10 protein-coding genes are annotated in these 20,213 nt (G+C 65.6%); 4 read left to right on the forward strand and 6 right to left on the reverse strand.

Features of this window, described 5'->3' with window-relative positions:
• The first annotated feature begins 944 nt into the window (after positions 1–944).
• Positions 945–1,553 (forward strand): hypothetical protein, encoded by a 609-nt coding sequence (locus BRAD285_RS01765; protein WP_006611526.1) that lies wholly within the window; start codon positions 945–947, stop codon positions 1,551–1,553.
• A 127-nt stretch (positions 1,554–1,680) separates the two neighbouring features.
• Here BRAD285_RS01765 and BRAD285_RS01770 read toward each other — a convergent pair whose 3' ends face one another.
• The 5 genes from BRAD285_RS01770 to BRAD285_RS01790 form a co-directional block, all read right to left on the reverse strand.
• A complete protein-coding gene (locus tag BRAD285_RS01770) occupies positions 1,681–4,848 on the reverse strand; it encodes an efflux RND transporter permease subunit (RefSeq protein WP_006611525.1) in 3,168 nt (1,055 codons plus the stop codon).
• A complete protein-coding gene (gene ihpB, locus BRAD285_RS01775) occupies positions 4,841–5,824 on the reverse strand; it encodes a divalent metal ion exporter adaptor subunit IhpB (RefSeq protein WP_006611524.1) in 984 nt (327 codons plus the stop codon). The genes BRAD285_RS01770 and ihpB overlap by 8 nt, the downstream gene beginning before the upstream one ends.
• A complete protein-coding gene (ihpA, locus tag BRAD285_RS01780; RefSeq protein WP_006611523.1) occupies positions 5,821–7,089 on the reverse strand; it encodes a divalent metal ion exporter subunit IhpA in 1,269 nt (422 codons plus the stop codon). The genes ihpB and ihpA overlap by 4 nt, the downstream gene beginning before the upstream one ends.
• A 58-nt stretch (positions 7,090–7,147) precedes the next feature.
• Entirely contained in the window at positions 7,148–7,510 is a 363-nt protein-coding gene (locus tag BRAD285_RS01785; RefSeq protein WP_244422166.1) for a hypothetical protein, read from the reverse strand.
• Positions 7,511–7,589: 79 nt separating this feature from the next.
• Positions 7,590–8,195, reverse strand: a complete 606-nt coding sequence (locus BRAD285_RS01790; protein ID WP_244422165.1) for a LysE family translocator — start codon at positions 8,193–8,195, stop codon at positions 7,590–7,592.
• Positions 8,196–8,455: 260 nt separating this feature from the next.
• On the opposite strand from BRAD285_RS01790, the gene BRAD285_RS01795 reads away from it, so the two are divergent.
• A complete protein-coding gene (locus BRAD285_RS01795; protein WP_006611520.1) occupies positions 8,456–9,931 on the forward strand; it encodes an amidase in 1,476 nt (491 codons plus the stop codon).
• Between the two features lie 21 nt (positions 9,932–9,952).
• Here the strand turns inward: BRAD285_RS01795 and BRAD285_RS01800 are convergent, their stop codons facing one another.
• A complete protein-coding gene (locus BRAD285_RS01800; RefSeq protein ID WP_006611519.1) occupies positions 9,953–10,717 on the reverse strand; it encodes a transglutaminase-like cysteine peptidase in 765 nt (254 codons plus the stop codon).
• A gap of 604 nt (positions 10,718–11,321) precedes the next feature.
• Here BRAD285_RS01800 and BRAD285_RS01805 point away from each other — a divergent pair.
• Complete coding sequence (locus BRAD285_RS01805; RefSeq protein ID WP_006611518.1) at positions 11,322–17,600, forward strand: VCBS domain-containing protein; 6,279 nt, start codon at positions 11,322–11,324, stop codon at positions 17,598–17,600.
• A gap of 109 nt (positions 17,601–17,709) precedes the next feature.
• Complete coding sequence (locus BRAD285_RS01810; RefSeq protein ID WP_006611517.1) at positions 17,710–19,941, forward strand: CHASE2 domain-containing protein; 2,232 nt, start codon at positions 17,710–17,712, stop codon at positions 19,939–19,941.
• Positions 19,942–20,213 lie beyond the last annotated feature (272 nt).

Genomic DNA, 20,213 nt, shown 5'->3' on the forward strand with positions numbered 1-20,213 from the left:
GTACCACAGGTCCAGCCGGATCGACCCGGCCCTCCCTGCGCGATGGCTTTAACGGCTGCTTCGCGATCTCCCCGGTGCGCCGGGCTTGTTGGCCACCGTCATCTGCAGGATGCGCCTTCAGCGCATCACCGCAGACTTGACCTCAGCTTCGGGAGGCCAGGACCACGCGACTTGACCGTACGGGCCAGTGTTGTTCGTCGGCGCGATCTCTCACGCTGCAACCCGGCCCGTCCACCACATCCCGCACTCCACGCTTCGTGACGACCGCGCAGCGCCCCTCGTCGATGAGGCGGGATGAGGGGATAAGATCACGATTTTCCGAAATAGCAAAGCGGAATATTTTCAACCGCAGGACTGGACAGGGCAAATCAGTTTGAGCCTGTTGATGAAATCAGGCTGTGCGCGCATCGCGGCTCGCGCGTTGAACGTCCCCCAACACGCCGTTCGCATGACTCGTGACGCGCTGTGAGTCGCCCGACGGGCACGATGCTATCCTTGCTCTCCGAGCTGTCTTCAACGAGGAGACCGTTGAGCTGACAGTGCATCGCCGCTGTCAGCTGTCGTCCCTGCGAACGCAGGGACCCATACCGCGGAATTTCTCGGTGAGGCATAACTGCCAGTCATCATCACATGAAAGGCCGGGGGTTATGGGTCCCTGCGTTCGCAGGGACGACGGCGGAATTCTTGGCTTCATCCATCCGTACAAACAGTTCTCCGAGAAACTCGGCCATTTCTGCCTCCTTGGACCCAACGGCCGGCCAGGCCGAATTGGCGAAGGGCACTTCGACAATGAGTCAAGTAAATACGTTAATTCGGAACCGCTGGAGCGGGCAGGCGCATCCCGGAAATGCATGGCTCATGGGCGAATCCGTCACGTTGAGGACACGTTTGCCGGGTGATTGGCGCGCGGCAGGGGGATTTCACAGTGTACAGGAGTCCTCCGAATGTACCGCGTTGTTCTTGTCGTCGCCGCATTGCTCGCTCTGTCCGTTCAAGCCGAGGCGCGTCCTCGTCACCATCATCATTCTTCTTATCATCATCACTCCGCACATCACCGCTACTCCTATCGCCACCATTCCTACATGAACGCGATGGCTTCGATTCCGAGTGAAGCCCGCGTCGGCGAAGCCCGGGTCGTCGGCGGCCGCCCCTCGGGATGTCCGCACGCCTTCTGCGGCTGTGAGGCCTCGCTCTACACGTTCGGCCGGGTCATTCCCGAGCTGAACCTCGCCGCCAATTGGCGCCGCTTCCCGCGCGCCATGCCGGCTCCAGGCATGGCCGCGGTCCGCTCCGGCCACGTCATGATCCTGCAGCAGCAGGTCGCCGGCAATGTCTGGCTCGTGCATGACGGCAACTCAGGCGGCCACGTCACCCGCGAGCATCCGCGCTCGATCGCCGGCTACACGATCGTGAATCCGCGCGGCGGCTCGACGATGTTCGGCGCGGCGGCCGGCGCCACGCGCGAAGCCCGTGCGTCGCGCTATCAGCGGGTCGCACGCAACACGAGGTCGGATGGCTGGATGGCGAGTGCAACGCCGATGGCGTTCAACTAGCTGATCGGCACAGAAGCGGAGCGGTCTGCGTCTCGCATCCCGCTTAGCTCCTGCCGGTCCCCATCTTGTCTGATGGCCCTACGGCTTGAACACGTAGACGGGGCGGATCGCCGCCGCCTCGGGAAAATTACACCGCTTGTGTCTCCCGCCTGAACAGCGCGTACAGCGCCGGCAGCACCAGCAAAGTCAGGACCGTCGAGGAGATGATGCCGCCGATCACGACGGTGGCGAGCGGGCGCTGCACCTCGGCGCCGGCGCCTGACGCGAGCGCCATCGGCACGAAGCCGAGCGAGGCGACGAGCGCCGTCATCAGCACCGGCCGCAGCCGCGCCAATGCGCCGTCTTCGACGGCGGCCAGGATGTTGCGTCCGTCCCGGCGCAGCCGCTCGATGAAGGCGATGATCACGAGACCGTTGAGCACGGCGACGCCCGACAGCGCGATGAAGCCGACGCCGGCGGAGATCGATAGCGGCAGGCCGCGCAGCAGCAGCGCGGCGATGCCGCCGGTCAGCGCCAGCGGCACGCCGGAGAACACCAGCGCGGCATCCGCGAACGAGCCCATGCTCATGAACAGCAGCAGGAACACCAGCGCCAGCGCGATCGGCACGACGATGGTCAGGCGCTTGGTGGCGGAGAGCAGTTGCTCGAACTGGCCGCCCCAGCCGATCCAATAGCCCGGCGGTAGCTTCACCTTCTCGGCTACGGCAGCTTGCGCCTCAGTGACGAACGAGCCGAGGTCGCGGGCGCGGACATTGGCTGTGACGACGACGCGCCGCTTGCCGTTCTCGCGGCTGACCTGGTTAGGCCCCGGCGCCGACGTGACGGCGGCGACCGAGGATAGCGGCACGTAGCGTGGCTGTGCTGACGTGTTGAACGCGGTGCGCAGCGGCGCCGCGCTCGCGTCCTCGCTGGCCGGCAGCGGGATCGGAATGGCTCTGATAGCATCGAGATTGCCGCGGAGACGCTCGGGCAGGCGGACGACGATGTCGAAGCGGCGGTCGCCGTCGAACAGCTTTCCGGTGGGCTTGCCGCCGATCGCGATCTCGACCACGTTCTGCACCTCGGCGACGCTGAGGCCGTAGCGCGACAGCGCCTGGCGGTCGATCTTGACGGTGAGGATCGGCAGGCCGGCGACCTGCTCGGTCTTGACGTCGGTGGCGCCATTGACGCCGCGGATCGCGGCCTCGACCTGGCGCGCGGCGCCCTGCAGGATGTCGAGATCGTCGCCGAAGATCTTGACGCCGACATCGCTGCGCACGCCCGAGATCAGCTCGTTGAAGCGCAACTGAATGGGTTGCGAGATCTCGTAGTTGCTGCCGGGGATCTCGTCGGCGGCGGCCTCGATCCCGGCGACGAGCTCCGCTTTCGTCTTCGCCGGATCGGGCCACTCGCTAGGCGGCTTCAGCATGATGTAGCCGTCGCCCTGCGACGGCGCCATCGGATCAGTCGCGACCTCGGCGGTGCCGATGCGGGTGAAGACGTCCTTGACCTCGGGGATCTGCCGCAGCCGGGCCTCCAGCGCCTTCTGCAGGTCGACGGAGAGCGTCAGGCTGGTGCCGGGAATGCGCAGCGCGGCGAGCGCGACGTCGCCCTCGTCGAGGCTCGGAATGAACTCGCCGCCCATCCGCGTCGCGGCAACGCCGCTCACGACGACGATCACGGCCGCAACAGTGGCGACCGTCACGCGATAGGAGATGGCGGCGCGCAGCAGCGGCGCGTAGATCCGACGCGCGCCGCGCATCACGATATTCTCCTGCTCGGAGACCTTGCCGGTGACGAAGATCGCCACCGCCGCCGGAACGAAGGTGACCGAGAACAGCACGGCCGCGCCGAGCGCCATCAGCACCGTCAGCGCCATCGGCGTGAACATCTTGCCCTCGACGCCCGTCAGAGTCAGCACCGGCAGGTAGACCACGGCGATGATCAGCGTGCCGAACAGGCTCGGCCCGATCACCTCGCGTGCGCCGGTGACGATGGTCTGCAGCCGCTCGGACACCGTGAGCAGGCCGCCCTTGCGGTGCTGCGCCTGAGCCAGCAGCCGGAGACAGTTCTCGACGATGATGACGGCGCCGTCGATGATGATGCCGAAATCGATCGCGCCTAAGCTCATCAGGTTGGCGCTGACCTTGCTCTCGACCATGCCGGTGATGGTCATCGCCATCGACAGCGGGATGATGCAGGCGGTGACCAGTGCGGCGCTGATATTGCCGAGCAGCAGGAACAGCACGACGACGACAAGTGCGGCGCCTTCGAGCAGGTTCTTCTCCACGGTGCGGATCGTCGCTTCCACCAGATGGGTGCGATCGTACAGCGTGCGCGTGATCACGCCCTCGGGCAGCGACTTGGCGATGTCGTCGAGCCGGGCCGCGACGCGGCGCGCCACGGCGCGGCTGTTCTCGCCGATCAGCAGCATCGCGGTGCCCAGGATCGTCTCCTCGCCATTGAGCGTCGCCGCGCCGGTGCGCAGGTCGCGTCCCTCCATGACCGCGGCAACGTCGCCGATGCGCACCGGCGTGCCGGCACGGGCACCGATGACGATGTCCTTCAGCTCGGCGGCGGTGCCGACCTGGCCCGGCGCGCGCACCAGATACTGCTCGCCGTTGCGTTCGATGTAGCCGGCGCCGACATTGGCGTTGTTGGACGCCAGCGCGGCGATGACGTCGCGGAAGCTGATCTTGTAGGCCATCAGGCGGCCGGGATCCGGCAGCACGTGGAACTGGCGCTCGAAGCCGCCGATGGTGTTGACCTCGATCACGCCCGGCACGCCGCGCAGCTGCGGCCGAATGATCCAGTCCTGGACCGTGCGCAGGTCGGTCGGCGAGTAGTCGGTACCTTCCGGCGTCTTGGCGCCGGGCTTGGCCTCGACCGCATACATGAAGATCTCGCCCAAACCCGTCGACAGCGGTCCCATCGCGACCTCGACGCCGGGCGGGAGCTGATCCTTGATCTGCTGGATGCGCTCGTTGACCTGCTGACGCGCAAAGTAGATGTCGGTGCCATCCTGGAACACGACGGTGACCTGGCTCAGGCCATAGCGTGACAGCGAGCGCGTGGTGTCCAGGCGGGGCAGGCCGCCCATCGCGGTCTCGACCGGGAAGGTGATGCGCTGCTCGGTCTCGAGCGGCGAGTAGCCCGGCGCCTTGGTGTTGATCTGCACCTGGACGTTGGTGATATCGGGCACGGCGTCGATCGGCAGCCGGGTGAAATTCCAGGCGCCGAAGGCGGCCGCGGCGAGCACGAACAGCAAGACCAGCCAGCGCTGGCGAACGGCAAAAGCGAGGATCGCGTCAATCATGCTCGGCCTCCCCCTTGCCCACCTCCGCCTTCACGACAAAGCTGTTCTCGGCGACGTAGTGCTCGCCGGGCGAGAGGCCGTCGCGGATCTCGACATAGGTCGGATCGGATTCACCTGTTGCGACCGGGCGCGCCTCGATCTTGTCGCCCTCCTCGCGGACGAACACGACGGTCTTGTTCTCCAAGGTCTGAATGGCGCTGGCGCGCACCGCGACGGCCACGCTGCGCTTGGCGAGCACCAGACGCGCTGTCACGAACAGGCCGGGACGCAGGCGACCATCGGCGTTCGGCAGCACCACGCGCGCCAGCGCCGTCTGTGTCTCGCTGGCGCCGATCGGAGCGATGTAGGAGACGTGCCCGCGGATTGCACCGCGGCCGTCATCGGGATCGATCAGCACTTCGTCCTCGAGCCGGACACGCCGGAGATCCTGGCGATAGATCGAGAGGTCGACCCAGATGGTCGAGAGGTCGGCGACCACGAAGGCCGGCTTCTGCTCGGAGGCGTATTCGCCGAGCGAAATCTGGCGGTCGATGATGGTGCCGCCGATCGGCGCCTTCAGGTCGTAGGCGGTCAGGCTCTGGTTGCTTTCGATCGAGGCGAGCAGCTCATCCTTGGCGACGGTGTCGCCGATGCGCTTCCTGATCGCGCGGACGATGCCGGGAAAGCGCGGTGTCACCTGCACCAGCGCCTCCTGGTTGGCGCGCAGCACGCCGTTGAAGGCCAGTATGTCCGATAAGGTCGCGGGCCCTGCTTCAGCGAGTGTGACGCCGGCAGCCGCGAGCTTCACGTCGCTGAGGCGGATGCGGTCGGCGCCGTGCTCGTCCTGCTCGACGTGGTCCTTCGGCGCCTTCTCGGCATGCTCTGCCTTGCTAGGAGCCGCCTCGGTCTGCGGCGCCGCCTCGACCAGAAAGCGCGACGCGACGGCGCCGGCGGCGGCCGCGAGGACCGCAATCAGGATGACGGTGGGTGCTCTCATCGCGCGGTCTCCCGGGCCAGAGTGAAGGGACGGCCGACCAGGCCTTCGATGGTCGCCACGGCGACATGGATGTTCTGCAGCGCTTCCTGCTCGCGCAGCCGCGCCTGCGCGACACTTGCTTGCGCGTCCAGCACTTCAAGCAGCGAGAAGCGGCCGGCGCTGTAGCCCTGCGCGATCTCGTCCGCGGCCTCCTGCGCCCGGGGAATCGCGATCTCGCGCAACACCGCGAGCTCGCGCAGCGAGCCTTGCAGCGAGTCGTAGGCGCGGCCGGCGATCACCAGCAGCGCGTTACGGTTGGCCTTGCGCTCGACTTCGGTCTTGGCGACGCTCTCCTGCGCCGAGAGGATGTTGCCCTGGTTCTGGTCGAACACCGGAATCGGCACGGAGACGCTGAGCCTGACGGCATCGTCCTGGGTGTCGTTGAAGTGACGCCAGCCGGCGCTGACGCGGACATCGGGATAAGGCTTCAGCCGCCCGAGCAGCAGCTCGGCATTGCGCTGCGCGTAGACGGTGGTCCAGCGCACGAGCTGGGGATTGGCATCGATGGCGGCTATGACGGTCTGGAACGACGGCGGCTGGCTGGTTGTGTCGAAGCGCCCGGTTGCGGCTGGGAGTTTTGCCGAGCTGTCACCGGTCAGCACCGCGAGCTCACGGCGCGCGCTCGCCAAGGTCGCCTTGACGCGCTCGCGATCGGCCCGCACCAGCGCCGAGGCGACCTCGGCGCGGCCGGTTTCTGCCGGCGACGAGGCGCCGGCCTCGACGCGCCGCCGCAGCAGCGGCGTCAGGCGATCGAGCGCTGCGACCTGATCGTCGAGGATCTGGATGCGGCGTTGCGTCGCGAGCACGGTGACGAAGGCGATCGCCGTTTCCGACAGCACTTCGAGCCGCACCGCCTGGCGCTGGATCTCGGCGGTGCGGACGGCGGCCTGTCCCGCGGCGATGCGTGCATCGCGCTTGCCGAACCACTCGAACGCCTGGCTGATCTGCAGGGTCGTCTCGGCCGAGCGCGTGCCGCGATATTGGCCGGAGCCGAACGAATTGTCCTGCTCGTAGGACAGCTCCGGATTGAGCAGCGCGCCGGCCTGCAGCCGCTGGCCGGAGGCGATGCCGATGTCGCGATCGGCGGCGGACAGGCGCGGATTGGCGGCGAGCGCGCGCGACAGCGCCTCGCGCAAGGTAAGGGTCTCTGCTGCCGCGCCGTGCACGGACAGCGCGAGCAGGGCTGCGGCGCATGCGATGCGCGCAGCCATTGCGGGGAATGGCATCGAGATGAACCTGTCTGGACGGGCAATGAGGACGGCGGCGGCCGTCCGGCACGGGACGTCAGATCAGGTGTTTGGGGGGCGGCGACTCGGCGTCGGACAGAATGCCGGCACGGAGCACGGGAATGGGCCAGTCCGTTGCGGCGACGATGTCGGCCGGCACCGCGGCCAGCTGCAGTTGCGGCACGGAGACCGAGAAGCAGCCATGGCAATGATGATCGGCGACGCCGCGCTGATCGGAATGGCCGGCATGATCGAGCAGCGCTGCGATCTCCGGCTTGCCGGACGACGCATGCGCGACGTCGAGATCACAGGCGCCATGCAGCGCGCCGGCGAGCAGATAGGCTGCGATCACGCACAGCGCCGCGATCCGGCGCAAGAGGCCCGGATGGCTCGTCAGATATCGCTGGCCAATGCTGCGCACGGCATCCCCTGTTCGGCCAGCGGATAGCACGTGGCGTCAGACGTTGTCGATCAGCAACAATGTAACAAGGGGAACCGCGTCAGCCGATCGTGAGTGCGGGCGCCAGGATCACGCAGGCGAGCACCGCGAGCGCCGCAGCGCTGCAACGATAGCCAATCGCGGCCGGTACGACGCCGCCGAGGCCGTGACGCACGCTTGCGCCGAGCACGATCCAGCCGCAGCCGATCGTGGCGATTGACAGCCCGAGCGCGATGACGAACGGCAGCAGGCTGGTGGCGTCGCTTTCTGCCGGCAGCAGGGTGAAGGCGAAGATGATGGCCTTGGGATTGAGCAGCGTCGTGATGAACACGCGGCGCAGCGTCACCGGCATCGCATCGCTGCTCCCGCCGCCGCCGTGGCGCCACAGCGCGACGGCGAGGTGGAGCAGATAGAGCACGACCGCGATCCGCAGGACATGACCGATCATCGGCATCGCCGCGAGCGCCGGGCCGAGCACGACGCGCAGAACCAGGATCGCGAGCAGATAGCCCGTGAGCTCGGCGAGCAGCAGACGAACGGAGGCGCTGACGCCGCGGCTCGCGCCTGCTGTGGCGAGCAACGTGTTGGTCGGGCCTGGCGTGGCGAGGAGGGCGATGCTTGCGGCGATGAAGGTCGGGATGTCCATGCAGGCATCGAGCACGTGCACCGATCGTTCGCCTTGATACGGGTCAAGGCCGGCCGGAGATCGCCTGATCCGCTCGCAGCGTTGCGCGTGGGATCGCGAGTCCCGATTTCCGGAACGGGTCCTGCGAGCGGCGGTAAGCCGTGGCGCATGAGCACGCCGTATTGGCGGCATGCAGCCTGCTTGATTGACTCGCTGCCCTCGCAAACTAAGGTTCGCGCCAGAACAAGACAGCGCAGAATCGTCGCATCGATCGATGGTCAGCGCGAAGGATCGGACAGCAGATGACTTTGGCGATGAGCTGGGACGAATGGGCCCGGCATGACGGCGTGGCGCTCGCGGCCCGCATACGCAACGGCGAGCTGACCGCGGCAGAGCTGGCGCAGCAGGCCGCCGAGGGCATCGCCAAGGTCGATCCGCAACTATCAGGCGTTGTGGAAGTCTTCGCCGACGCGGTGGACGATCCGATCAAGGCCGGCGCCAATGCCGATGGCCCGTTCGCCGGCCTGCCGTTCCTGATGAAGGATCTCGGCCCGACCATGGCCGGTCGCCTGCAGGAGCAGGGCTCGCTCTACATGCGCGGCAACCGTCCTGCCGCCGACACGCACCTGACGTCGAAGATGCGCAAGGCGGGCCTCAATCTGATGGGCCGCACCACGACGCCGGAGTTCGGGGTGTGCAGCTCGGCGGAGAACCCGGCCGTCTATGTCACGCGCAATCCGTGGGACACCGACTACACGACCTGCGGCTCGTCCGCCGGAAGTGCCGCGATGGTCGCCGCCGGCGTGGTGCCGATCGCGCATGCGACGGACGGCGGCGGCTCGATCCGTATTCCTGCTGGGGTCAACGGCAATATCGGCCTGAAGGTCTCGCGCGGCGTATTCTCGATCGCGCCGCATCTGTCGGATCTCTCCGGCCTGGTCTCGATCCAGGGCTGCCAGTCGCGCAGCGTGCGCGACACTGCGGCGTTCGTCGATCATTGCCGCGGCGGCGCGCCGGGCGAGTTCATGCCGTATTGGACCACGCCGGAGCCGTATGTCGAGCTGATCAAGCGCGATCCCGGCAAGCTCAGGATCGCGCTGTCGCACCAATGGGGCGACTACCGCGCGACGCCGCACATTGCGGCCGAGCTCGAGCGGGTCGGCAAATTCCTCGAGGGTCTCGGCCATCACGTCGGCTACGCGCTGCCGGACGTGGACTATCGCCAAGCCTTCGCGGCGCAGACCACCTGCTACATCTCCAACTTCGCGATCGTCATCAACAACCTGCTCGCACAGCGCAAGCTGGAGCGGCCGCCGGCCGAGCTGATCGAGCCGATCAACATCCGCATCTGGGAAGCGGGCCGCGGCACCAGCTTCGCCGAGCGTGCGGCGATGCAGGCGGTGTTCAACACCACCTCGCGCGCCTTCGGCGCCTTCTTCGAGGCGTGGGACATCATCCTGACGCCGATCACGGCGCTGCCGACGCCGAAGATCGGCACCACCGAATATCTGACAATCAGCGACAATCCCGACGTGCTCGACTGGTTCGGCAATCTCTGGCGCAACTTCGCCTTCACGCCGCTCGCCAATCTCTGCGGCATTCCGGCGATCTCGCTGCCGCTCGCCACCAACGAGCACGGCCTGCCGCTCGGCATCCAGGCGATCGGCAAGCAGGCCGATGACGGCCTGCTGCTGCAACTGGCCGCTCAGATCGAGCGGGCCATTGATGGCCAATGGAACGGCGGCGCCACGCCGGCGGTGCACGTCACCAAGGGCTGACGCTACGCTTCGGCAGGACGGTTAGTTGGTTGCGGGCACCGAGGCCGGTGCCTGCGAGTCAGGCGCGCTGCTCATCGCGGCCATTGCCGGCGCAGCCTGCAGGATCGACAGGCCGGTATCGTCGATGACGAAGCGCGGCTGTATCTGTCGCGCATCGCTGTCCTGGATCATCGCCATGCGCTGATTGTCGAGCAGCAGCCAGTGTCCGTCGAGCCGCGCTGCGGCCACGGCATGATCCTCGTCGCGCGCAGTGTCGCGGACGATGAGGATGCGCAGATCCTGTGGCGCGATCCCGGCCAGTCGGAGCGCCACGAATTTGGCAATCGCATAGTCCTCGCAGTCGCCCGCGAGGCGGCCGAAGGTGGCGAGCGGAGACGCCCAGAGGTCGATCTCGCCATATTGGGCGAGGTCGCTCATCGGCCGGATGGCCAGGTTGATCGCGCGGTTGATCTCGCCGAGCCGGGCGCGACCCGCCTTGGCGCGGGCCTGATCGACGATGGCGAGAAGGCGCAGCGCGGCCGGCGAGACGCAATGCTCGCGGTCGCCGTCGCAGAGTGCGAGCTGCACGCGCTCGTCCTCTAGCTTGTGCGCCAGCGTCAGCCACTTGGCCTGCAGCGGGCCGGCTCCGAGCTCGGCGTGTAGCAGGCCGAACGGCTCCGCATCGCCAATGACGGCCCCGAGCTCCGAGGCCTGCGCGACCGGCGCGGCCTTGACCGGATTGCCCATCAACACAGCGCCGACGGCGGCAGCCGCCAACGATGCGCGGATCAGCGCGAAAATGTTCATTAGACGCCCCGTGCCCGGAGCTCGCCCTGCGCGCTGCCGCGCAGGTGGATCCGGTGCTTGTTGGGGCCAGCATGAGAGCGGGAGCTTTGCCGCTGCTTAAAGCGGCGGTCCCGCCTGAGAAATCGCGGCAGTCAGGCTGAACGTTGTGTTGCCTTGATGCGACAAATCTTAGCGAAAGCTGAGTCGGGGTCGCGAGCCAGACAGTGAAATCCCGTTCAGGTTGTGGTGCCTGGCTGTCCGCAGCTCCGGCATCAATTGATGCAAATTGTAGATTTCTGTCGATCCGATCCCCATCCGCCGTCCGAAATTCCCCTTGGGAGTATGGGGGTGCGGATGTGATGGTCGGAGCATGTAATTGTTGTCAGGCGAATACGTCGATTTTCTTGGATGAGGCCGATTGGTGCCAATGAATACTTATTTATACTCACGTGTTCCTTGCCATGAAGAAGGCGGGAACTTGACGGGATCGAAGCAAACCAGTGGGAGCGGCGGTTTCCAGGCCCTGAGGGCACAAGCTGAAGATGGTTCCTCCAGACACTTGCCAGTGATATGCACGGCTTGAACACGAATTGTTATGTAATAATTAACCATAGTCGGTGGCCCCGTGAATTACGCTGGCAAGTCTGACGCCGCGCTTTTCTCCCACGGCCTGAGCCCGTCCGCGCCGGCACATTTGAAGCTGGACGCGCCGCCTGCCCATGCGCCGGCGGGTGCGATCGTCGTTCCCGACGCGCATTTCCTGTTCAACGCCGATTTCAAGCGGTCGGGCCTCGACCTCGTGCTGTCGTCGGACGGCCGCGAGCTCGTGCTGCCGGATTATTTCAGGGGCGAGAAGCGGGCGGCTCTGGCCTCGCCCGATGGCGCGCACCTGACCGGTGACGTCGTCAACGCGCTCTCCGGCGCGGTCCAGGTCAGTCAGGCCGGCGGCGCGGCCAGCGTCAGCAAGGTGATCGGCCACGTCACCAAGCTGCAGGGCACCGCGACCGTCATCCGCAACGGCGTCTCGATCCTGCTTCACAACGGCGACAATGTCGAAAAGGGCGACGTCGTCCAATCCGGCTCCAATTCGACACTCGGCATCACCTTCATCGACGGCACCGTGTTCGGTCTGTCCTCGAATGCGCGGATGGTGCTGAACGAGATGGTGTACGACCCGAACGGGTCGAACAACTCCTCGCTGATCAGCCTCGTCGCCGGCACCATCTCGTTCGTGGCCGGCGAGACCGCCAAGCATGGCGACATGAAGGTCGATACGCCCGTGGCGACCATGGGCATTCGCGGCACGGCCGTGCTGGTCGAGATCGATTTCTCGGTGCCGGGGCAGGGCGGTCTGCCCGATGCGAAATTCCAGGTGCTGGTCGAGCCCGACGGCCGCACCGGCTCCTACGTGCTGTTCGACAAGACGACGCTACAGCCGATCGCGGTGGTGAACCAGGCCGGCCAGCAGATCCAGATCAGCAACGGCGTGGTGAACCAGAGCGCGGTGCCGCTGACGCCGGACATCCAGAAGCTCATCAACGACGTCTTCACGCTCAAATTCACCGACAACACCAATCCGAAGTCGACGACCCACTTCACCGACATCGGGGTGCCGCAGCCGCTGGCACCGGTGACCCTGCCCAACGGCACCAGCGCAACGCCGATCGTCCGCGTGGTCGATGTGAGCGGCCCGACGACCGGCACGAGCCAGACCGGGGACCAGCTGACGCACGTTCCCGGTGCGCCGGAGGTCAGGATCCTCGACGCCGACGGCCGGCTGACGTCAGCCTTCGGATTTACTGAGCGCGCCGGTCAGACCGGGAACGGCACCGATCTCGACACCGTGCTCAGCCGCGTCAACTTCGTCGATGTCAACGGCATCGATCGGCCGACGGTGTCGGTGAGCTTCAAGTCCTATACCTACAAGAGCGCGCAGCAGACCGATGTCACGACGTCGCTGAACGCCCTGCAGATGCAGGACGTCATGGCGACCGCGGTGCAGATCAAGGTCGCAGCCGATCCCAACAACAAGAATTACGGCACGGCCACGCTGACCTACAGCGTTCCCGACAACTATTTCGACTTTCTCGGGGCGGGCGAGACGCTGACGCTGACCTACCTCGTGCGCGTCGACAACAATTTCGCGCCGTCGAACGAATTCACGGTGGTGCCGATCACGATCACGGTGACGGGCACCAACGACAGGCCCGTGATCACGGCAGTCGTCCAGACCATCGCATTCGCGGGCGGCACCAGCGTGCCCGGCGGACCACTGACATCTAACGATCCGACCTCGGGCACGCTGACGTTCAAGGATGTCGACCTCACCGACACGCATACCGTATCGGCGAAGCTGACCGGCGCAGTTTTGGACGGCGGCGGCAGCATCCCGCCGGCGCCGCTGGCGCTGTTCCAGCAGGCGCTGACGGCACAGCTGGCCGCCGACAGCACCGGCAGCGGCACCGGCAAGATCAATTGGAGCTTCGCCAACCTGCCGGTCTACGTCGCGGATTTCATCCCAGCGGGCCAGAAGGTGACGCTCACCTACACGGTGACCGTGACGGACTCCCAGGGCGCCACGTCGACACAAACGATCACGGTCACGATCACCGGGACGGATGATCCCGCGGTGGTGTGGATCGCGACGACGCAGCCGGGCGACAGCAGCGGCGCGCAGGTGCATTTGTGGAGCGATGGTGCGAACTGGGCGACCGGTCTGGCTCCGACTGCGACCGACGATGTCATCATCATCACCGATCAGCTGCACGGCCTGACGCCCGCCTTCCCCGTGACCATCGACACGGCCGCCTTCGCCAAATCGGTCACGCTAAACCATTTTGGCGGCGGAGCCGTTCCCGAACTCGACAATTACCGCACGCTGTCGATCAGCGGCGCGCTGACTGCCAAGGTCGATTCCCGTATCGCCAATTTCTCGGGCGCGACCATCACGGTGAACGGCTCGGCGCAGATCCTGGACCAGAGCGAGCTGCACAATGCGGGCGCGGTGGTGCTCGCCGGCGGCGGCGTGTTTGGGGTGGCGGCTGGCATCGTCAACACTGGGACGATCGAGCTGTCCGCTGGCACGCTCACCGTGCACGGCGATGTCACGAATGTGGATGAGGCCAGCTCCGGCCTGATCCAGGTCGATGTGGGCGCGACCTTGACCCTCGAGGGCGGTAGCATCGACGGCGGCGCCATCCTGATCCAGGGTGCGCTCGTCATGCAGATGTACGGCACGTTGGGCGAAAGCGGGGATACGCCCCAGCCGGCTCCTGGCCTGCTCGTGTTGAAGGACGGGGCAGCGCTCAGCCATGGTGAGCTGACCAATTTCGGCATGATCGAGGTGTCGGGCAGCGGCAACGTGCTGACCGACGAGACTGTCACGAATGCCGGCCAGATCAATGTCAACGGCCAGCTTGCGCTGGACGGCTATACGAGCATCGACAATGAGGACGGCATCGTCACGGTCGAACAGTCCGCGACGCTGACGCTGGCGCGGGCTGATATCACTGGCGGCACGCTGACCAACATGGCCGGCGGCGCCGTGGCGCTCACGGGCCACGCCGCACTGATCGGCGGGACGCTCGACAATTTCGGCACGGTCACTGTGTCCGGCAGCGGCAATGCGTTCGAAGACGAGACGATCACCAACGCGAACGCGATCACCATTGCCGTCGGCGGTGCGCTGTCGCTGAGCGGTACGAGCATCGCCGGCGGCGCCATCACTAGTGGGGGAACGATCTCCGTCGACGGTGACAGCTCGATCGGCGGCAGCGCCGTCTCGGGCGGCGCTCTGCTGATTGGCGAGACCGGTTCGTTTGCGGAGGGCACGGCCACCCTGACCGTCGAAGGCGGCACCTCGCTGACCGATGTCGACCTCACCATCGGCAACGGATCAACGCTCGAGGTTGCGTCACAAGCCGGTGCGACCCTGGTTGGCGTGACCGTCGACAACTCCGGCACGGTCCAGATCGACCACGACGCGCTGCTGCTGATCGAGGACAGTACGATCAGCGGCGGCGATCTCGTCAACCACGGCATCGTGCATGTCGAGACCGCGGCTCCCACCACTTTCGACAATGTGACGATCGACAACACCGACGGTCAGATCATCATCGACGACGATGGTGACACTCCGGTGGAATCGACTCTGGTCCTGGATGGGAGCACGACGCTCACCGGCGGCACGTTGGAGGTGCGGATCGCCGGGACGCTGGAGATTGCCGGCAATGACGTGACCTTGTACGGCGTGGACGTCCAGAATGCTGGCGTCTTCACTGTCGATCTCCACGCGATCGTCGATCTCGCCGGCACCAAGGTCAGCGGCGACGGCACGCTTTATGTCTACGGCACGATCACGGCGAGCGGCCTGAGCGGCCTCAGCGGCACGATCTTCAACTACGGCACGATCGAGATCACGGCCGGTACGTTCGAGATCACCGGTGACGTGAGTGGCTCGGGGACGATCAAGGTCGATGACGGCGCGTCCCTGACGGTGGATGGCCACGTCGACCAGATCATCGATTTCAGCAGCAAGGGCAGCAGCGAGCTCGTCATCGACGACGCGAGCTTCTCCGCCAAGATCGCCGGCCTCGGCGTCTCCGACGAGATCGACCTGCAGACGATCAAATGGAGCCTCGCCACGACGGCGTCCTACGATGCTGAGACGGGCGTGCTGACGGTCGTCGACGGCCAGGGTCACAGCATCGATCTGACGCTCATCGGCGACTACAGCAATGCGCATTTCGCCGGGAGTGATGACGGCCATGGCGGGACGCTGATCACGCTGATGGCGGATGACGCTGCTCCGGTGGTGACCGATCCCGGCAAGCCGGGTGTGATCACCGAGACGGCGGCGCAGATGGGGGCGTCCGATCCGCACAGCGTCACCGGCAGCATTCAGTTCACCGACGTCGACCTGACCGACCGGCCCTCCGCGTCGATCGGCGCGCAGAGCGTGACCTGGACCGCCGTGGATGGGCAGACCGATTTGACCGCCCACCTGACGCCAGGCCAGATCGCCGCACTTGAGCAGGCGCTGCAGCTCAGTCAGAGCGGCAATGCCAACAACGGCAAGATCGACTGGACCTATGCCATTGCCGATGGCAAGCTGGATTTCCTCGGCGCCGGCCAGACTGTGACGGTCACCACCACGGTGACCCTCGACGATCATCAGGGCGGAAAGACGCCGTCGACGATCGTCATCACCATCGCCGGAACCAATGACCTGCCGGTCATGACGGGCAAGGCGCCGTCGGCTGAGGTCGGCGAGCGCACGGCCCTGTCCGGCTCTGACCTGCTCGACAGCGCGAGCGGCACGATCACGTTTGCGGACGCCGATGTCACCGACATGCATGTGCTGAAGGTGGCCGGCGTCGTGACCTCGGGCAATGATAGTGGCCTGCCGTCGGATCCGTCCGTGCTCAAGAACTGGCTGGCGCTCGGCGCGCTCACCGAGTCCGGCACCGGCACGGGATCGCAGGCTTGGACCTTCTCCGCCCAGGACCGGGTGTTCGACTATCTCGGCGCCGATCAGCACGTGACGCTGACCTACACGGTGTCGATCGACGACGGTCACGGTGGCGTGGTCAACGTGCCCGTCACCATCACGGTCAATGGCGCCAATGATGCGCCCGTGATCACCGGCGAAACCAACCCGACCGTCCAGACCGTCATCCTGGCCGAGCAGGCGAGAGTGCTGGGCAGCACCGCCAGCACCAATGCCGAGGGCATGCCGACCGAGACGTTCGATCACGTGTCGGCCGGCAACATCTCCGACAATGGCCGCGGCCATGGCAGCTTCTATAGCGAGGCGCTGCACGCGACCTTCACGGCCAGCGGCAATGCGGGGGTCGTGCACGGCTCCTCGCCGGTGTCGGCGGCTCCCTACATGGCCGACGGTGCCGACAAGACCAACTATCTCAGCATCGGCAACCACGCGCAGGAGACCATCACCTTCGACAACGTCAAGAACAGCTTCGGGCTGTATTGGGGCTCGGTCGACAGCTACAACAGCATCTCCTTCTACAACGGCACCAAGCTGGTCGCGTCCTACACAGGCAGCGACGTCGCGCCGCTGCTCGCCAATGGCGGCCAGGCGTCGCTGGCGTCGAACGGCTATGTCGAGTTCCTCGGCCTGTCGCCGTTCAACAAGGTCGTCCTCGCCAGCAGCCAGAATGCGTTCGAGATCGACAACGTTTCGGCCGGATATACCGCCGATCAACCGGTGAAGCTGGCGAGCAAGATGTCGGGCACGCTGACCGTGCTCGACAAGGATGTCGGCGACACGCTGACCGCGGCCGTGACCGACAATGGCGTCATCAAGTACAATGGCGCCCCGAGCCTGCCCGCCAATGCCCATGTTCAGGCGCTCGCCGATGCCCACGCCATCACTTTCGATCACGTCGCCTCCGATGGCGGCCCCGACGTCCTGCACTGGACATATCGTCCCGATGCCGTGAACCTGGATTTCCTCAATCCCGGCGACACGCTGACCGTCACCTATCAGGCTGAGGTCAGCGACGGCCATGGCGGAACGGCGACCAAGGCGCTGACCGTCACCTTGGCCGGCAACGGCGCGTCCACGATCAACGGCACGGCGCAGGACGACAATTTCGTCAATGTCGGTGGCGGCGTCACGATCTTCGGCAAGGACGGCAACGACACCTTCGTGTTCAACCCGCATTTCGGCAGCGCCACGATCGGCGATCTCGATCTCACCAAGGATAGCGTCGAGTTCGATTCGTCGCTTTTCGCCAACGGCGATGCGCTCCTGGCCGCGGCACAGTCCGCCAACAACGGCCATGACACCGTCATCACCGATGCCGCTCATGACACGCTGATCCTCAAGGGCGTGACGCTCGACCAGTTCAAGGTGCATCACGACGGCTTCCACCTGGTCTGAGTCCGCGCTCGCCGCCCGCGATGCGGATGGCGGGTTTGCCAAGCGCGACATCCCTTCGGGATGATCAGACGTCTCGGATCGTTGGCCTCGGCGTGATATCGGATTCTTTATGAAGCGGTTGAGAGCAGTCCCACGATGGTTCGCGCGCAGGTTCGGCTATGCGCGCGTGATCTGTCTGTTATTGCTGATCGCCTTCGCGGCGTTGCGTGTCGCAGATCCCGCGTTAGTTCAGGAACTGCGCCTGCGGACGTTCGACAATTTCCAGGCGTTGAGTCCGCGGGTTAAGACCATTCGCCCGGTCACGATCGTGGACATCGACGAGAAGAGCGTTGCCGATCCCAAGCTCGGGCAGTGGCCCTGGCCCCGGACGCGAATTGCCGAGATCGTCGACAGACTGACCGAGCTCGGCGCCCTCGTCATTGCATTCGACGTCGTGTTCGCCGAGCCCGACCGGCTCAATCCCGCCCTCGCCGCGGAGACCTTTCCCAATCTCGACGAGGCAACGCGAGAAAAGCTGAAGGCGCTGCCATCCAACGATCAGGTTTTGGCCGACGCCGTACGGCGGTCGCGCGTCGTTCTCGGGGAGACGGCGAGCCGCGACGTCCGGGCCGAACCCGACAAGACGCTGCCGGAGACCGGCTTTGCAGAATTGGGAGACCCGGTCCCGTTCATGGAGCCGTTCCCCGGGCTGCTGCGCAACGTACCGCTGATCGAGCACGCCGCAGCCGGGCGTGGCCTCTTCACCATCGAGCCGGAGCGCGACGGCATCGTCCGCCGGGTGCCCATGGTGATGCGGGCGCAGGACGTCAAGATGCTGGCGCTGAGCTTCGAGACGCTGCGGGTCGTGGCCGGCGTGGACACGGTTCGGGTCAAGGCCGATACAGGTGGTATCACCAGTATCGGTTTCGGCCCCCTTCAGATTCCGACTGACGGCAACGCCAAGATCTGGGTGCATTACGCCAACCACGATCCGTCGATCTACGTCTCCGCGATCGACGTGCTTGAGGGGCGTGTGCCGCCGGAGAAGATCGCAAGAAAGCTGATCCTGATCGGACCATCCGCGATCGGCCTGAGCGACATCAAGACCACACCGGTCTACGCGGCCATGCCGGGCGTCGAGGTGCATGCCCAGGTGCTTGAGTCGGTGCTCACGGGCTCGATCCTGACCAGGCCGTATTGGGGCATCGTGGTTGAATTCTTCGGCGCCGTGCTGCTCGGCCTGCTCGTCATCGTGTTCGCGCCCCGGCTCGGTGCCGTCACGCTGGTGCTCGTCGGAGCCGTGTTCGCGAGCGCGCTGCTGGGCGTCTCCTGGTACTTCTACAAGCAGCACCGGATCCTGATCGATTTCACCTATCCGATGCTGTCGACGACATCAGTCTATCTGACGCTGATCTTCGCGAGCTTCATCCGCGAGCAGCAGCAGCGCAGGGAAATCCGCGGCTGGTTCGCGCAATACATGTCGCCGGTGCTGGTCGAGCAGCTCGCGCAATCGCCGGAGAAGCTCGTGCTCGGCGGCGAGGAGCGCGAGATGACAATCATGTTCTCGGACGTCCGCGGCTTCACCTCGATCTCGGAAAGCTATAAGCACGATCCGCAAGGATTGACGGCGCTCATGAATCGCTTCCTGACACCGTTGACCGACGCGATCATCGCGCGCAAGGGCTACGTCGACAAATACATGGGCGACGCCATCATGGCGTTCTGGAACGCGCCGCTCGACGATCGGGAGCACCATCTCAATGCGTGCACGGCTGCGCTCGACATGCTGGACAGGATCGACGAGGTCAATCGCGAGCGTGAGCAGGAGGCGGCCCACGGCGGTCATGTCTATATTCCGCTCAACGTCGGCATCGGCCTCAATACCGGCATTGGCGTCGTCGGCAACATGGGCTCGGAGCTGAAGAAGAACTATTCTGTGCTCGGCGACAGCGTGAACCTCGCCTCACGACTGGAGGGCCAGACCAAGGAATACGGCTTCCCGATCATCGTCGGCGCGGCGACCGCGATGGCGGTGAAGGACAGGCTGGCGATCCTCGAGCTCGACTTCATCATGGTCAAAGGCAAGACCGAGCCGGAGGTGATCTATGCCATCACCGGACGCGAGGACGTGATGTATTCCGAGCGCTTCCAGCTGCTGCGCAACCTGACCATCGAGATGCTGGCCGCCTACCGCAGCCGCGACTGGGACGAGGCGCTGGCCGCGATCGCGCGAGGCCGCAAGAAAGATGAGGCGAAGGAGCTGGCGAAGCTGTTCGATCTTTACGAAGAGCGTATCCGCGCCTATCAGCAGAACCCGCCGCCGGACAATTGGAACGGCGCCCACGCGCTGACATCGAAGTAGCGCGATGATCCGTAGGGTGGGCAAAGCGAAGCGTGCCCACCATCTTGCCAAGGAATATTGAGCGAGAACGGTGGGCACGGCGCTGCGCGCCTTTGCCCACCCTACGACGCGTTATTGTGGCGAGGCTGAACGCCACAACGGTGTCATACCGTATCGATTGGCGACGACAGCCTCGCCGCGTCATTGCGAGGAGCGGAGCGATGAAGCAATCCAGAGTCGTTGGCGTGGTCCTGGATTGCGTCGCTTCGCTCGCAATGACGGAAGCGGGGGAG

The organism is Bradyrhizobium sp. ORS 285, from assembly GCF_900176205.1.
Lineage (GTDB): Bacteria > Pseudomonadota > Alphaproteobacteria > Rhizobiales > Xanthobacteraceae > Bradyrhizobium.

What these genes read in the sequence shown, in the direction of transcription:
- BRAD285_RS01765 (WP_006611526.1), top strand. Translation starts at nt 945, where the DNA reads ATGTACCGCGTTGTTCTTGTCGTCGCCGCATTGCTCGCTCTGTCCGTT.
- BRAD285_RS01770 (WP_006611525.1), bottom strand. Translation starts at nt 4,848, where the DNA reads ATGATTGACGCGATCCTCGCTTTTGCCGTTCGCCAGCGCTGGCTGGTC.
- ihpB (WP_006611524.1), bottom strand. Translation starts at nt 5,824, where the DNA reads ATGAGAGCACCCACCGTCATCCTGATTGCGGTCCTCGCGGCCGCCGCC.
- ihpA (WP_006611523.1), bottom strand. Translation starts at nt 7,089, where the DNA reads ATGCCATTCCCCGCAATGGCTGCGCGCATCGCATGCGCCGCAGCCCTG.
- BRAD285_RS01795 (WP_006611520.1), top strand. Translation starts at nt 8,456, where the DNA reads ATGACTTTGGCGATGAGCTGGGACGAATGGGCCCGGCATGACGGCGTG.
- BRAD285_RS01800 (WP_006611519.1), bottom strand. Translation starts at nt 10,717, where the DNA reads ATGAACATTTTCGCGCTGATCCGCGCATCGTTGGCGGCTGCCGCCGTC.
- BRAD285_RS01810 (WP_006611517.1), top strand. Translation starts at nt 17,710, where the DNA reads ATGAAGCGGTTGAGAGCAGTCCCACGATGGTTCGCGCGCAGGTTCGGC.